Here is a 16,273-nt window from a genome sequence, read left to right as displayed (position 1 = left end):
CCCGGTGGGAACGCCTGGCGCCTTAGCCAAGAAACTGGCTGGGATAGTGCTCTTCAAGCAATTGGCGGCAGTCGACAACGCGCAGGTCGTTGTCACGGGCAAAACTCATCAAAAAACTGTACACGCGCGGGTCGATCTTTTCGAGCTGCTTGTCGATGGCGACACAGCGTACGTTCTCCATCACCATCGGCCGCACATACGGTGCGTAGGATAGTTTCTGGTCCGTGCCGAAGCTCGAAAGTATGCCGGCCAACCGTTCCGCCCAGTCTGAGGGACGGAATTCTCGGCCGTTGCGGGTAAGGCCTTGGATGATGACTTCGTAAGGGTTGCAAATCATCGTAGTGTGCTTGGGCTTAGGCTTTAGATTATTCTTGCGGGCTTGGGTGGTTATCCCACCCAGGAATTCAAAGAATAGGGGAGATACCGTGCCAAAACCGATAAGCCGCATTTTACTGGTAAACGACGAGAAGCTGGTGCTCAAAGCACTGGTAAAGGGCTTGAATGCTGCCGCCCGCCAGCTGGATAACCCGCTGGGAACCGCTTTCAGCGGCGTCGAGACTGCCGAGCAGGCCCTGGCAGCCATCAGTGAAGATGGCGATATCCAGGCCGTTGTCATCGACGATCAATTGCATCGCATGGGCGAGGCGGGCAAGGCGCGCGGCAAGAAAATGCCGATGTCGGCGCTGGAATTGATCCACGCCATCCATGAAATGCGGCCCGAAGTAGATGTTTATGTGCTGATTGCCCAGCAGGACGAGGACGAAGTCGTCAACACGCTGCTGTGCGAAGCCGTCGATGGGTATTTTTACCGCGACGATCCCGACTACCTGGGTTGGTACCGCATTCTCAGTACCCAATTGCTGGAACGCGCCCATACGCCGTTCTACGACAAGCTCAAGCAATATGTCTTCATGGCCAAGGACGCCTGGCACACGCCCGGCCACAGTTCCGGCGACAGCCTGCGCGGCAGTCCCTGGGCCGAGGACTTCTACGATTTCATGGGCGAGCATATTTTCAAGGGCGACCTGTCCTGTTCCGTCCCCATGCTCGACTCGCTGCTGCATCCCACCGGCATCATCGAGGAAGCCCAGCAGATGGCGGCCAAGGCATTCGGCGCCAAACGCACGTTCTTCGCTACCAACGGCACCTCGACCGCCAACAAGGTGATCCTGCAGACCTTGCTGGCCCCCGGCGACAAGCTATTGCTGGATCGCAACTGCCACAAGTCGGTACACCACGGCGTGGTGATTTCCGGGGCCCTGCCGGTTTACCTGGATTCGAGCACCAATCTGGAATACGGCCTGTTCGGGCCGGTACCGAAGGCGGTGATCTTCAAGACCATCGCGGAAAATACCGATGCGACGGCGATGATACTGACCTCGTGTACCTACGACGGCCTGCGCTACGACCTGAAACCCATTATCGATGCGGCCCACCAGCACGGGATCAAGGTCATTATCGATGAAGCCTGGTATGGCCACGGCCGCTTCCACCCCGAGTTCCGCCCCACCGCCCTGGAGGCCGGCGCCGACTTCGCCACCCAGTCCACCCACAAGGTGATGAGCGCCTTTTCGCAGGCCTCGATGATCCATGTGAACAGCCCCGACTTCGACGAGCATGTGTTCCGCGAGAACTACAATATGCATACCTCGACCAGTCCGCAGTACAGCATGATCGCCAGCCTGGATGTGGCGCGCCGGCAGATGAGCATGGAAGGCTACAAGCTGTTGAGCCGGACCCTGGCCCTGGCCGGCGAGCTGAAGGAACTGATCAACTCCACCGGGGTGTTCCGCGTACTGGAGCTGGACGACCTGTTGCCGGAAGAAGTGAAGCAGGATGGCGTGCGGCTGGACCCCACCAAGATCACGGTCGATATCTCCGAATCGGGCTATACCGTGGACGATCTGCAGAAGCTGCTGTTCGAGCGCTTCAATATCCAGATCGAGAAATCCACTTTCAACACCATCACGCTCCTGCTTACCATCGGCACCACCAAGAGCAAGGTGTCGCGTCTATACGACGCCTTGATGCGCATCAGCCGGGAAACCCGCGCACCGCGCCGGCTCTATCGCACACCGGCCATTCCGCACTTCACCAGCCTGCGCTATCTGCCGCGCGATGCCTTCTACTGCGCGGGTGAACTGACGCCGCTGCTGGACGAGGCCGACCAGGTGAACCAAAAATTGGCCGGCCGGGTCAGCGCCGACCAGATCGTGCCTTACCCTCCAGGCATTCCGGTGCTGGTGCCCGGTCAGGTGATCACGCCCGATATCGTGTCCTATCTGGTCAACCTGTTGCGCAGCCAGAAACAGGTCGAGCTGCATGGCGTGGTATTCGACGGCTGGCTGCCCTGCATCCGCGTGCTGACCGATGCCGACACCGCCAGTTTGCGCCCGCTGGACGGCGCGGAATGATGCGCGCATGCTGATTCCTTATGACTCCTGATGCACAAGCTCCCCTGCTGGGAGAAAGCATGGCAGGCATGAATGTGGCGACACTGAATGCCGATGCCTGGCATCTCCAATACGGCGATCCGGCCGGCGCGCGTGCGCTGGCGGAACGGGCCGCGGCCCTGGCCCGCGAGCAGGGGGATACGCTGGGCGAAGCCTATGCGCGGGTCTCCATTGCCTGCTTCGAGATGCGCCATGGCGATCAGGAATTCGCGCGCGATGAATTTCAGGTCCTGAAGAAATTCTTCGCCGCCAGAAACGACAGCCGGGGGCAGTTGCGGGCCGGATTCGGCGTATCGGTGATCCTGTCCTGGACCGGGCATTCCAGCGAAGCCTATGCAGAGCTGATCGGCTTTGTCCCGCAGCTGGAGGAGGCCGAGCAGGTTGATGTCTTCGTGGTCCGCAACGCCCTGGGCGCCGCCAGTGCCGAAGCCGGTATGCTGGATGAGGGCATGCGCCACTTCTACCAGGCGCTGGCGGCCGCCCGGCAACTCGACTCGCCCGACCACCTGGCCCTGGTGCTGTCCAATCTGGGCGATACCCAGCACGGGGCAGGCAATTACGAGGATGCCATCCGCTTCCTGATCGAAGCCGACGCCATGGTGGCGAAATCCCGCCTCGCTGCCTTGGCGCCGCTGGTGGCCAGCAACCTGGCCATGTGTCAGCTGGCCATCGGTGCGCATGAAGCGGCCTACGAGACCATCCAGCCCTATCTCGAACTGGAGCGCGGGGAAGTGCGCATAGGCAAGGCCGATGCAGCCTTTTTCCAGGCCATCGCCGCGCATACCTATACCGCCCACGGCCAATGGGATGCCGCCCGCGATATGTGCGACCGTGCCTTGCTGGCAGCCGAAGCGTCGGGTGAGTTGCGGGTAGTGGCCCACTGCCACTGGGTACGCGGCTTGGTCGAGCGCGGTCTCGGCAAGCCGATCGAATCGCTGCAGGCCTTGCAGGAGGCCTCGGCGCGGCTGGGCAATCTGCAGGACCCCTACTATCCGGTGCAGATCGCCCGGGAGCTGGCCCGCGCCCATGCCGACCTAGGCCAGTGGAACGAGGCATATCAACACCTGGAGCAACATCAGCAGCTCTACGAGCGGTCTCTGGGCAGCGCCGCCCGTGCGCGTACCCAGATCACCCGCATCCAAAGCGAATTGGCCGAGGCCGAGCGCGAGCGCGACTTCGCACTGCTGAAACAGGCCGAGGCCGAGCGGGCGCGATCCGAGCTGGAGCTGTTGAATCGCCAACTTGCCGCCAAGATGGATGAGATCGAGCACCTCCAAACCAAGCTGCGCGAGCAAGCCATCCGCGATCCCTTGACCGATCTTTACAACCGGCGCTACCTGCAGGAAGAACTGGGCAACGAGATCAAGCTTGCCGAGCGTCGGCACTACCCGGTCTGCGTGGTGCTGATCGACCTGGATCATTTCAAGGCGGTGAACGACCGGTTTGGCCATCCCATGGGTGACCGGGTACTGATCGAATTGGCCGGCATGCTGGGTAGCAATATCCGCGGTTCCGATTTCGCCTGCCGCTTCGGGGGCGAGGAATTTTGCCTGGTGCTGTCCGATATCGGCATCGAGCTGGCCCTGAGCCGGGTACGCGAGCTGCTGGAGCGTTTTCACCTGCTGGTGATCGAAATGGCCGGCCGCCGCCTGGATTGCCTCAGTTTCTCCGCCGGTGTCGCCGAGTATCCTGCTCACGGAAATAGCCCGGAGGCCTTGTTGGCCGCGGCCGATGCCGCCCTCTACCGGGCCAAGGCGGGTGGCCGCGACCGGATCTTTTCGGCCGAGTAGCGGCTGAAAAATGTCGCCTGGATATAAATAGACGTCGCATTGGCGAAAATCCTGCTTGACCATACCCCTAGCGCTCGGAGAAGCTCGAACCTTTCCGCGACGCACAAGAGGCAGCACGATGGCCAGGCATTTCCTGCAGTTCACCGACTTCACCCGCGAAGAATACGAACATCTGTTCGCACGTAGCCGCGTGCTGAAGGAACGCCTGCGCCGAGGGGAGGTATACCAGCCGCTGGTGGGCAAGACGCTGGCGATGATCTTCGAGAAAAGCTCCACCCGCACCCGGGTGTCGTTCGAAGCAGGTATGAACCAGCTGGGCGGCCACGCCATGTTCCTGGCCTCCAAGGATACCCAGCTGGGCCGCGGCGAACCCATCGAGGATGTCGCGCGGGTGATCGGCCGCATGTGCGATATCGTGATGCTGCGCACGTACGAGCAGACCATTGCCGATACCTTCGCCGCCTATTCGCAGGCGCCGGTCATCAACGGACTGACCAATGAATACCACCCCTGCCAGACCCTGGCGGATATCTTCACCTTTATCGAGCAGCGCGGATCCATCGAGGGCCGTACCGTGGCCTGGGTGGGCGATTCCAACAATATCTCGCGTACCTGGCTGCAAGCCGCCCGGATTTTCGATTTCAAGCTCAGGTTGGCTTGCCCCAAGGGTTATGAAATGAAGGTGCTGGACGGCATCGACTACGGTTCCGCGCACTTCGAGCAGACCCACGACCCGCGCGAGGCGGTGGAAGGCGCCGATATCGTCGCCACCGACGTCTGCGTCTCCATGGGGTATGAGCGTGAAAGCTTGCAGCGACGGGTGGATTTCCTGGCCTACAAGGTAAGTGCCGACCTGATGAAGCTGGCCTCCAAGGATGCGGTCTTTATGCATTGCCTGCCGGCCCACCGTGGCGAAGAAGTCGATCCGGAGGTATTGGACGGTCCGCAGTCCATTGTTTGGGACGAAGCAGAGAACCGCATGCATACCCAAAAGGCGCTGATCGAATTCCTGCTGCTGGGCAAGGTGGTGGAATAATGTCCGGCCCAATTGTTAAGGAGCGTTGATCGTGCCGCATATCGTGCTTGAGTACAGCCAACCGTTGCCGCAGCCGGTTGATTTCCAAGGTCTGTTCGCCGAATTGCACAGCGCAATGGTGGAAATGGGCGATATTCGCCTTATCGATATCAAAAGCCGCGCCATCGGCCTGAGCGACTGGCGCCTGGGTGACGGCGATGCCAGCCATGCCTTTGTCCATCTCAAGGCCTATTTGCTCGAATCCGACACGCGCGACACCGAATACAAGCGACGATTATCGGCTGCGCTGCAGCTCATCGTCGCCGCCTATTTTGCCCGCTCGCTGGCCGAGCAGGCGTGCCAACTCTGTTTTGAAGTGATCGATATCCGTCGCGACTGCTACGCCAAGATCGTTTCTCCCTCTCTTTCCTATTGATCCGCAGGAAGCGCCATGTCCGATATCAAGAAAGTTGTCCTCGCCTACTCCGGGGGCCTCGATACCTCCGTGATCCTCAAGTGGTTGCAAGACACCTACCAGACCGAAGTCGTGACCTTTACCGCCGATATCGGCCAGGGCGAGGAGCTGGAACCAGCCCGCGCCAAGGCGATCAAGATGGGGATCAAACCCGAGAACATCTATATCGACGATCTGCGCGAAGAGTTCGTGCGCGATTTCGTGTTCCCCATGTTTCGCGCCAACACCGTCTACGAAGGCGAATACCTGTTGGGTACCTCCATCGCCCGGCCGCTGATCGCCAAGCGCCAGATCGAGATCGCCAACGCCACCGGTGCCGAAGCGGTCAGCCACGGCGCCACCGGCAAGGGCAATGACCAGGTACGGTTCGAGCTGGGTTATTACGCGCTCAAGCCCGGCGTCAAGGTGATCGCGCCTTGGCGTGAATGGGACCTGCTCAGCCGCGAAAAGCTGCTGAGCTATGCCGAAAAGGCCGGTATTCCCATCGAAATGAAGCATAAGGCCGGCGGCGCGCCCTATTCCATGGACGCCAATCTGCTGCATATCAGCTTCGAAGGCCGCCATCTGGAAGACCCCAAGGCCGAAGCCGAAGAAAGCATGTGGCGCTGGACCGTATCGCCCGAGGCCGCGCCCGACCAGGCGCAGTACCTGGACCTGGAGTTTGAACAGGGCGATCTGGTGGCCATCGACGGTATCCGGATGAAGCCGCACGAACTGCTCGCCCGCCTCAACGAACTGGGCGGCAAGCATGGCATCGGTCGGCTGGATCTGGTGGAAAACCGCTACGTCGGCATGAAGTCGCGCGGCTGCTACGAAACCCCTGGCGGCACCATCCTGCTGCGCGCCCACCGCGGCATCGAATCGATCACGCTGGACCGCGAGGTCGCGCATCTGAAGGACAACCTGATGCCGCGCTACGCCGAAATCATCTACAACGGCTACTGGTGGAGCCCGGAACGCCGCGCGATCCAGGCCTTGATCGACCAGACCCAGCAGCGCGTCAATGGTTGGGTACGGGTCAAGCTGTACAAAGGCGGCGTCACCGTGGTGGCCCGTGACTCCAAGGACAGCTTGTTCGACCAGACCATTGCGACCTTCGACGATGACGGCGGCGCTTATAACCAGAAGGACGCCGAAGGCTTTATCAAGCTCAATGCCCTGCGTATGCGGATTGCAGCCAGCAAGCGCGGTTGAAGCGAAGAAAAGAACAAAAGCCCGGCTTGCCGGGTTTTTTGTTTTTCGGCGCCGCTTTCGGTGCACCGACCCACGCGTTCAGTAGGAATTCAGCGGTGCCGACTAGACTAAAGCAGCCGAAAACCAGGGAGAAGAAGATGAAACGGATGCTGTTGTTGCTGAGCGGCCTTTGGCTGGGCGGCTGCGCCGCGATGAGCGAAGCAGAGTGCCGTACCGGCGACTGGTATGGAGTAGGTGAGCGCGACGGCCGCGAAGGGCGGGAAAGCCGCCTGGGGGACTACGCCAAGGCCTGCGAGAAGGCCGGCGTGCTACCCAATACGGCCGAGTATTCAAATGGCCGGGAACGCGGTCTACGGGCCTATTGCACGCCGGAGAGCGGCTATCGCGCCGGCCGTGAGGGGCAAAGCTATGGGAATGTCTGTGCCCCCGAGTTGCAGGGCGCGTTTCTCCGCGAATATGAACGCGGCAGGGCGCGCTACGAGCTCAAGCGCGAGATCAACAACCTGGAAAACGAAATGGTCCGCTGGGGACGCGAGATCGACCGGCTCAGCGAACTGATGGGCAAGGAAACCAACGACGATAACCGCAAGAAGCTACGCCGCGAGCGAGAGTCTTATGAGCGGCAACGGCGCGATGGCCAGACCCGCTTGGTGCTGTTGCAGGCGCGGTGGATGGTGCAGGGGGATTAGCTGTTCTACTCCCAGCATATAGGTCAGCGAGCTTCACTGACCATGTTGCGGCCCTATTATCAGGGCTAAAGACCGCTTGGTCTCGGCGTAGTAATGCCGTACCTGCTCAGGGGACATGGACAGCAGGAATTCGCACCGTGGATTGGTTGAAAGGTTCGGTGTACTTGATGGCAGCAAGATCAGCGGGGGGTGCATTGAATTCATGCACAACAATTTGCTGCTCCAGGATATCAATATAGGTCCGGTCCTTTCTCTCGAAGCTTTCCCATACCGCACCGGCAACCATGTCTGCGAAGTCAAGCCCTCCCTGCATGGCTGATTCACGATTCACATGGCTTAATTCCAACGAACGACGGTCCAATGCGAGTAACCGGTAGATGAGAATTTGTTCGAGTGTACGCTGTCCCTCGTTCAAATCATCGGGGCAGTAACTCAAATAGTTCAATTCCCTTGGAAGATAAGTGGCGAGCAACTCCGCAACCATCATGGCGTACACGAGGTGGGTGCGACCTTTGTATTTCGCTTCCAGCTTGAGAAGGTCGGTTTCAGCGAGGTCTGGATATTCTGCCCGTACATCGCGTATCCTTACAAAATCAGGCGCCATTTTCTTATGGTAAACACCGACAAGAACCTTAAGTTCCGCGTTTCGTGCCAGCTCCACTGCAGCTAGCTGGCAGAATGTAGTTCTAGCTTGCGAGCCAACGGCCCCCCATTTTTTCTCTTTTGGAGACGACCAATTTTGCACTTTATGTAGTTGAGTAATTATTTTACCAAATCTACGAAACGCGTTCTGTTGACCAATGGCGATCGCTATAGCGAAATGACGGCTCGATCCGCCATTTCCATATGGTGCCTTGAGCTTCCAGCCTAAGTCTCCGCTTTCATCGAGATAGGCAAAAGCAGTCTTTTTACTCATGAAAATGGCCTCCCAAGAGGCCATTTCACAGAATTTGAGGGGGGCTACGCCAAGTAGGCCGCGCGTTTACACCGCGCTTAGGACAGCTAGATATTCACCTAACCATCCGGTATCTCCAGTGGACTCACTCAGCCCTTATTCAAATTTTAACCCTGTCTGCACTTAAAGGCAACTACGTGAGCACTTTTTGGACCGACTGGATTGGGCCATGAATCGCCTCTGGTTGCAAGAGATCCCACAAATACCCATAAATATTTTGGAAAACAGCTGCCCTGCCGCAGGGCTCTTCTTGATAGTACGTATTAACTTGATGCCCTTGTCCTTGTATGCGGTATATCCCGGCCAGAAGTCGTTGTGGATATTTAGGTTCTCTGAAGAGTTTTATTTAAATTGTGAAAATCTTTACATGCTTTCGAAAAACAACAAAAGTTATCGTGTAATGGAGGATGCTGACTGAGTCAGGTTGATTAAACCCTATTGGTTACCTGTTAACAGTGCTAATAAATGCTTGGTTTTAGTGTGGCGATACCGTACCCGCCCAAGGCACATGACCGCAAGAGCCTACACGGCAGATCGAAGAAATTACCCCGGGCAATGTTCGCTGTCGCACATACAGTCACGCCCAATCAGGCGATAAGAGCATAGGGACGAAAATTCTGTTCCAGGCCCCGGCCATCCGCGCTATTGAACGAACGCGTGGCTCTTACTACGGATGGGTCCATGCTGACAATCGCTGCCGATGTGGCTGATGGTGTTACCGACCTGGGCGAAAAGCCGGCCGGCAAGGAAGGTGTAGCCGATTTCCAGCGCCAAGCCACGCTAGTCAAGACCGGTGCCTTGCAGGACGCCATCTTCAACAGTGCTTACTTCTCCTGTATCGCGACGGATGAAAAAGGCGTCATCCAGATTTTCAATATCGGTGCCGAGCGCATGCTGGGGTACGCGGCCGCCGATGTCATCAACCTCATTACCCCTGCGGAATTCTCCGACCCACAAGAATTGGTCACGCGCGCCGCGGCGCTCAGCGTGGAATTCGACCGGCTGATCACGCCCGGTTTCGAGGCGCTGGTGTACAAGGCCGCGCGTGGGATTGAGGACATTTACGAGCTGACGAAGGTTCGTCGGGATGGCAGCCGTTTCTCCGCCATGATTTCAGTGACGGCGCTGCGGGACGTGGCCGACAACATCATCGGCTACCTTTTGATCGGTACCGACAATACGGCTCGCAAACAAGTCGAATTGGACCGCACGCTGCTTGACCAGCGGCTGCGCGACCAACAGTTCTATACGCGCTCGCTGATCGAATCGAATATCGACGCGCTGATGACGACCGATCCGCAAGGCATCATCAGCGATGTAAACCAGCAAATGATGACGCTGACCGGGCGGACCCGCGACGAGCTGATCGGCGCGCCCTGCAGTAATTTCTTTACCGATCCGATCCGCGCCGACGCCGCCATCAAACGCGTCCTGACCGAGAACAAGGTAAGCAACTATGAACTGACCGTCCAGGCCCTGGATGGTGCGGAAACGGCGGTGTCCTATAACGCCGCGACTTTCTACGACCGCAACCGCAAGCTGCAAGGCGTCTTCGCGGCCGCGCGCGATGTGACCGAGCGCAAGCGCTTTGAGCTGGCGCTGCAAGAGAAGAATGGCTGGGAACACGCCAGCCGCATGAAATCGGAGTTCCTGGCCACCATGTCGCACGAACTGCGGACGCCCCTGAATGCCATCATCGGCTTTTCGGAGGTGCTCAAGGACGGCTTGATCGGTCAGATGAGCGACGTCCAGCAGGAATACATAGGCGACATATTCAGCAGCGGCCAGCATTTGCTCTCGCTGATCAATGACATCCTGGACTTATCCAAGGTCGAGGCGGGCATGATGACGCTGGATCTCGAGGCAGTCGACTTGAATAGCCTGTTGCTGAACAGCTTGTCCATCGTCCGGGAAAGGGCGGCGGGCCAACGTATCCATCTCGAGCTGGAAGCGGGCGAAGATCTGGGCATGCCCCAGATGGATATGCGCAAGACCAAGCAGATTGTCTACAACCTGCTGTCCAATGCCGTCAAATTCAGCGCGCGCGGGGGGCGAGTGACCTTGTATGCGCGCCGTGTTGCGCGAAGCGCGGTCGGTACGCTGACCGGTGTTTGGCCGGTGCATAACTTTCCCTTAGCCGAAAATACTTACCAGGATTTCCTGGAAATATGCGTCAGCGATAACGGTATCGGCATCTCGTCGGAAGACATGGCGAAACTGTTCCAGGCTTTCAGCCAGATCGACAGCGGCTTGTCGCGTCGATTCGAAGGTACCGGACTGGGTTTGGCGATGGTCAAGCAACTGGCCGAACTACACGGCGGTACGGTCGCGGTGACCAGCGCGCAAGGCGAGGGCGCCCGCTTTGCCGTCTGGTTGCCTTTGCGCACGCTGGCGCATACCGCGGCTTCCTCTGCCGAAGCCGCGGTCATAGCGACCGTCCATGCCACGGAGCGCTTCGCCCTGGTCATCGAGGACCACGATCAGACGGCCGATCTGGTGCGGCTCCTGCTCGAAGCCGAAGACTTTACCGTGCTACGGGCATCGAGCGCCGAGGCGGCCCTGCGTTTGGTGCCGCAACAAGCCCTCAGCCTGATCACGCTGGACCTTCAATTGCCCGGCATCAATGGCTGGGAGTTTCTCCGCCAAATCCGGGAGAGCAGTGTGCTGGCGCATGTACCGGTGGTGATCATGACCGGTTCGTCCGATAGCAATATGGCCCTCGCCGGCGGTGCCGCGGCAGTACTGCAAAAGCCGATCAGCCGAGCCCAATTGAAAGCGGCCCTGGCCGATCTGGGCCTGCACCCCATCCCGGCGCGCACCCACACGGTGCTGGTGGTCGACGACGATCCCAAGGAAGTCGAACTGATTGCTGCTTTCCTGCCCGGACCGGCCTATGCGGTCGTACGCGCCTACGGCGGCGACGAAGCGATCACGCTGGCGCAGCGATTGAGACCTGACTTGATTCTGCTGGATCTGGTCATGCCGGATGTAAGCGGCTTTGAGGTAGTCGACGCGCTCCAGAGCAGTCCCAATACGATGGGTATTCCTATCCTGGTGATCACCGCCAAGCAGATTACCGAGGCAGACCGCATCGCGCTCAATTGCCATCCGGGCAAAGCCATTCAAATCGTCGAAAAGGCCGGGTTCAGTCATGCCCGCTTTATCAGGGAAGTGAGGCGCGCATTGCTGCCTCATGCCGAAAGAACCACATATGACCAAAGTATTAGTGATTGAAGACAACCCGGCGAATATGAAGCTGGCCTGTCTGCTATTGAAAACCGCCGGCCATACGGTGCTATGCGCGACGGATGCCGAAGAAGGTTTGGTCCAAGCGCGCAGGGAACTGCCCGACCTGATCCTGCTGGACATCCAATTGCCCGGTATGGATGGGCTGGCCGCAACCGCCGAGTTGAAACACGATCCGGTCACGGCCGGTATACCCGTCGTGGCACTGACTGCCATGGCGATGAAGGAAGATAGGGAGAAAACCAGGTTGGCTGGCTGTGATGCCTACCTGGCCAAACCACTGCGGTACGCCGATCTGTACGCGGTGATCGATGCCCTCCTCCTTAAAACGGACATCCCGCCACCATGACTAGCCCAGCCATCATCCTGGTCGTTGACGATGAAGTCCGCAATTGCAGGTTGGTTGAAGCGATGCTGCGATCGGAAGGCTATGTGACCAGCTGCGCCACCAGCGGTGAAGCCGCATTGGCGGAAATCAAGCAGTGCCCACCGGATTTGATCCTGCTCGACATCGTGATGCCAGGCATGGATGGTTACCAGTTGGCCGGCCTGCTCAAGGCCAATCCGGCCACCGCCAGCATCCCCATCATCATGGTGACCGCGCAAATCGATCGCCGCGCCCACATGGCGGGTCTGGATGCCGGTGCGGAAGAATTCTTGACCAAGCCCATCGACCGGGCCGAGTTGCGGCTCAGGGTCCGCAATCTACTGCGATTGAAGTCATACAACGATTTCTTGCAGAACCATAACGTCATCCTGGAGCAGCAGGTACTGGCGCGTACCGCCGATTTGCAGCGCTTCCGTTCCGCGCTGGATACCACGGCGGATGCCATCTTTCTGATCGATCGCGGCACCATGCGCTTTATCGAGGCCAACGCCACCGCCTGCAATATGCTCGGCTATACGCGCGAAGAATTGCTCAGGCAAGGCCCGGAACAAATAGGTTTTGCCACGCTGGAAGAGCTGGAGCGTGTGTATGACTCGATCATCGCGGATAACCTTGGCAACGATCTGACCGAAATCGAAATACGGCGCAAGGATGGTTCCCGCCTGGAAGTGGAGTTGCGGTGCCAGGCGCAACGCTTTGGCACGCAATTGATCATCGTCGGCGTATTGCGCGATATCACCGAGCGCAAAGCCGCTGAACAGCAACTCTATCGCCTGACCCAACTGCGCCTGAGCGAGGCAGCCACCCAGGTCGCCATTCTCAATGCGCTACCCGCCAATATTGCCTTGCTCGATACGCAAGGGACCATCGTCTCGGTGAACGAGGCATGGCGCCGGGTTGCCAGCACAAACCTGCTGCAAGGCCAGACCTACGGGATCGGGCTGAACTACCTGGCTAGTTGCGACAGCGCAAAAGGCAATGAAGCCGCTGTGGCGCAAAAGGTGGCGGCCGGTATTCGTTCGGTGCTGGCGGGAGAGGTCAAGCACTTCGCCATTGAATATCCTAGTCACTTACCCAGCGAACGGCGTTGGTTCCTGTTGATGGTATCCCCGCTGGCGGACGATGGTTCGAATGGCGCGGTGGTCATGTACCTGGATGTGACGGCAGAGCGGCAGGCCAAGGAAAGTCTGGAAGCCAGCGAATTGCGCTTCCGCCAAATGGCCGAAAACATCCGCGATGTGTTTTATCTGATTGAAGCGGACAGCAACAGCGTGCTGTATGTCAGCCCCGCCTACCAGGATATCTGGGGCCGCAGCTGCGAAAGCCTGTACGCCTGCCCTGGGTCGTGGATCGAAGCACTCCATCCCGATGACCGGGCAGCGACCTACGAGAAGTATAAGCAAGGCATGGCGGCCGGATCCTATGAATTCGAATACAGGGTAGTAAGGCCGGACGGCTCCATTCGCTGGGTAAAAACCAAGGGTTATCCGGTTCGCGACGATGCCGGCAAGATGATACGCATCTGCGGCGTGGCCGAAGATGTTACCGAACAGATGTTGGCCTCGCAGGCGCTGCGTGAGAGCGAGCGCCGCTTCCGCGACCTGCTCGGTAGTGTGCAACTCGTTTCCGTGATGCTGGATCTCGAGTCCCGGATTACCTATTGCAACGACTACTTGCTACGCGTAACGGGCTGGCAGCGGGAGGAGGTGATCGGCGCCGACTGGTTCGAGCTGTTCGCGCCATCGGCGCTTGGCGACATGAGGCAGGTCTTCATGACGCTGCTCGCCAATCTGCCTGAGGCATCGCATCACGAGAACGAGATACTCACCCGGGCCGGGGAGCGGCGTCTGATACGCTGGAACAGTTCGGTACTCCGCTCAGGCGTGGGCGACGTGATCGGTACGGCCAGCATCGGTGAGGACATCACCGAGCAAAAGCGGGCCGAACTGGAAATTCTGGATCTCACCGTCAAATTGGAGCAACGGGTCCTCGATCGTACCGCTGATCTGGAACAGGCCCGCAATGAGGCAAATTTGGCCAGCCAGGCCAAGTCCAGCTTTCTGGCCACCATGAGCCATGAGATTCGCACGCCGATGAATGGGGTGATCGGCATGGTGGATATCTTGCAGCAGACCTGCCTGCAAGACTACCAAACGGAGATGGTCGATCTGATCCGCGATTCGGCCTATTCCCTGCTAACGATCATCGACGACATTCTCGATTTTTCCAAGATAGAAGCCGGCCGCCTGGAAATTGAGTCCAGCCCCATCTCGGTGACCGAGGTGGTTGAGAAGGCCTGCGCCATGCTGGCGCCCTTGGCAGCCAGAAAGAGCGTGGAATTGGCATTGTTTGTCGATCCCACGCTGCCCGCCACCGTCCTGGGCGATGGCTTGCGCTTGCGCCAGGTGTTGTTGAACCTGGTCGGGAATGCCATCAAATTCTCCAGCGGCCGCGAACAATGCGGACAGGTGGAAGTCAGCATGGTGCCCACCGAGCGGAGCGCGACACACCTGGCGCTCACCGTGCAGGTGCGCGACAACGGGATAGGGATGGATGAGGAGACGCAGGCACGCCTGGTCTCCGCATTCAGCCAGGCCGATACCTCGACGACCCGGCGTCTTGGCGGGACCGGACTGGGACTGGTGATTTCACGCCGCTTGGTGGAGCTGATGAAGGGCGACTTAACCCTGCATAGCAGGGCGGGGCAGGGTGCCGCCTTCACGGTGAACCTGCGGTTCGAGATACCGGCCGACGAGGCGAATGCAAGCAACCCGGTCTCTGAAGTGGCAGGGCTGGCCTGCCTGGTGGTGGGCGGTGCGAGCAGCCAAGCCGCGCATATCGCTACCTATCTATCCCATGGCGGCGCGCGCGTAGAACGGTCCGCCACGCTGGTCGAGGCACAGCGCTTGCAGGCACGGCTGCCGGCCGGGTGCTGGATATGGGTCGTCGATGATGCGGATATCCCTTCGTCGCAACACGATCATGCCGCCATGCGCTTGCAGAATCCGGCGCAGGACATTCGTAGGATCACCATTGCGCGTGGCGCACATCATGCCCTGCCGGACCAGTTCCCGGACCAGGTACGGTTGGACGGCAATGTCCTTACCTACCGCCGATTGCTGCATGCCGTGGCATCGGTGGCGGGCAGGGTTGCCGAAAAGGCAGTGTCGCAGCAGGCGAAGCCGCCCTGCCAGAAGGAGGAGGCATTCAGCCCCCCTGCGCATGGCGACGCGCTTCGCCAGGGCCGGCTTATCCTGGTGGCTGAGGACAATGAGACCAATCAGAAGGTGATCTTGCGCCAGTTGGCCTTGCTCGGCTTTGCTGCGGATGTTGCCGCTACGGGACGCATCGCGCTCGAATGTTGGCAAAGCAGGAATTACGCGCTTTTGCTGACCGACTTGCATATGCCTGAAATGGATGGCTACGAACTCGCTACCAAGATTCGGGCGCTGGACGATGACACCTGTCGCCGCCCCATTGTGGCACTCACCGCCAATGCGCTTAAGGATGAAGCCGATCGCTGCCGGGCTGCCGGTATGGACGATTATCTGAGCAAGCCGGTGCGGTTGACGGATTTGCAGGCAATCCTTGCCACGTGGCTACCCGCTGTCCCGGTTGTCCCCTTGCTACAGCCCCCCCCCATTGCCGCCGAAGCCCCGGCGGCGGATGTGCGGGTACTGGCCAGCCTGGTCGGCGACGATCCGGCCGTGCTCCTGGAATTCCTGACGGATTTCAGGGCCGCTGCCATTGTCATTGCGCAGGCATTAAAGATAGCCTGTGCCAAGCAACACTTGGCACAGGCCAGTGAGCAAGCCCACAAATTGAAGGCTGCCGCCCGAAGTGTCGGTGCGGTGGTGCTCGGAGAGCTATGCGTACAGATCGAGGTAGCCTGCGATGCCGGCAGTACCGAAGCGGTGGCGGTGTTATTGCCGCTGTTCGAGCTTGAGCTCGAAAAGGTATATGCCTACCTGGACGCCGGTCCTGCTTTGCATCCGGTGCAGCACCTCTACTGACGGCAATGCAGCCGCACGAGCAATACCGCCGTCGCAACCGGTGTAGCTATCCGGC

At 59.3% G+C, this 16,273-nt stretch carries 11 protein-coding genes and 1 pseudogene; 10 read left to right on the top strand and 2 right to left on the bottom strand.

The annotated features are described in order from the left end of the window. Positions 1 to 49 precede the first annotated feature (49 nt). Positions 50 to 337 (bottom strand): annotated as a pseudogene (locus tag FNU76_RS25005) (DUF3579 domain-containing protein); the annotation flags it as partial. Positions 338 to 473: 136 nt separating this feature from the next. Between FNU76_RS25005 and FNU76_RS05560 the strand changes: the two are divergent. The 6 genes from FNU76_RS05560 (at position 474) to FNU76_RS05535 (ending at position 7,616) form a co-directional block, all read left to right on the top strand. Then, complete coding sequence (locus FNU76_RS05560) at positions 474 to 2,414, top strand: aminotransferase class I/II-fold pyridoxal phosphate-dependent enzyme (protein ID WP_223879235.1); 1,941 nt, start codon at positions 474 to 476, stop codon at positions 2,412 to 2,414. 59 nt (positions 2,415 to 2,473) lie between these two features. Continuing rightward, complete coding sequence (locus FNU76_RS05555) at positions 2,474 to 4,243, top strand: tetratricopeptide repeat-containing diguanylate cyclase (protein WP_179958364.1); 1,770 nt, start codon at positions 2,474 to 2,476, stop codon at positions 4,241 to 4,243. 118 nt (positions 4,244 to 4,361) lie between these two features. Further along, complete coding sequence (argF, locus tag FNU76_RS05550; RefSeq protein WP_143856779.1) at positions 4,362 to 5,279, top strand: ornithine carbamoyltransferase; 918 nt, start codon at positions 4,362 to 4,364, stop codon at positions 5,277 to 5,279. A gap of 31 nt (positions 5,280 to 5,310) precedes the next feature. Then, entirely contained in the window at positions 5,311 to 5,694 is a 384-nt protein-coding gene (locus FNU76_RS05545; RefSeq protein ID WP_179958363.1) for a 5-carboxymethyl-2-hydroxymuconate Delta-isomerase, read from the top strand. A gap of 15 nt (positions 5,695 to 5,709) precedes the next feature. Further along, complete coding sequence (locus tag FNU76_RS05540) at positions 5,710 to 6,927, top strand: argininosuccinate synthase (RefSeq protein WP_143856777.1); 1,218 nt, start codon at positions 5,710 to 5,712, stop codon at positions 6,925 to 6,927. A gap of 137 nt (positions 6,928 to 7,064) precedes the next feature. Beyond that, on the top strand, positions 7,065 to 7,616 hold the full coding sequence (locus FNU76_RS05535; RefSeq protein ID WP_143856776.1) for a DUF2799 domain-containing protein: 552 nt from the start codon (positions 7,065 to 7,067) through the stop codon (positions 7,614 to 7,616). Positions 7,617 to 7,722: 106 nt separating this feature from the next. Here the strand turns inward: FNU76_RS05535 and FNU76_RS05530 are convergent, their stop codons facing one another. After that, on the bottom strand, positions 7,723 to 8,532 hold the full coding sequence (locus FNU76_RS05530) for a DUF3800 domain-containing protein (protein ID WP_143856775.1): 810 nt from the start codon (positions 8,530 to 8,532) through the stop codon (positions 7,723 to 7,725). Positions 8,533 to 8,740: 208 nt separating this feature from the next. Here FNU76_RS05530 and FNU76_RS05525 point away from each other — a divergent pair, with 208 nt between their 5' ends. The 4 genes from FNU76_RS05525 (at position 8,741) to FNU76_RS05510 (ending at position 16,218) form a co-directional block, all read left to right on the top strand. Beyond that, positions 8,741 to 8,989, top strand: coding sequence for a hypothetical protein (locus FNU76_RS05525; protein ID WP_143856774.1), 249 nt, complete (start codon positions 8,741 to 8,743; stop codon positions 8,987 to 8,989). A gap of 263 nt (positions 8,990 to 9,252) precedes the next feature. Beyond that, positions 9,253 to 11,805, top strand: coding sequence for a response regulator (locus FNU76_RS05520; protein WP_143856572.1), 2,553 nt, complete (start codon positions 9,253 to 9,255; stop codon positions 11,803 to 11,805). Further along, positions 11,783 to 12,166 (top strand): response regulator, encoded by a 384-nt coding sequence (locus FNU76_RS05515; protein ID WP_143856571.1) that lies wholly within the window; start codon positions 11,783 to 11,785, stop codon positions 12,164 to 12,166. Before FNU76_RS05520 ends, FNU76_RS05515 begins: the two co-directional genes overlap by 23 nt. Continuing rightward, positions 12,163 to 16,218 (top strand): PAS domain S-box protein, encoded by a 4,056-nt coding sequence (locus tag FNU76_RS05510; protein WP_143856773.1) that lies wholly within the window; start codon positions 12,163 to 12,165, stop codon positions 16,216 to 16,218. Before FNU76_RS05515 ends, FNU76_RS05510 begins: the two co-directional genes overlap by 4 nt. Positions 16,219 to 16,273 lie beyond the last annotated feature (55 nt).

Source organism: Chitinimonas arctica (assembly GCF_007431345.1).
GTDB classification, from domain to species: Bacteria; Pseudomonadota; Gammaproteobacteria; order Burkholderiales; family Chitinimonadaceae; genus Chitinimonas; species Chitinimonas arctica.
The sequence above is the reverse complement of the archived record's forward strand: the minus strand, read 5'-3'. Positions and strand labels throughout refer to the sequence as shown.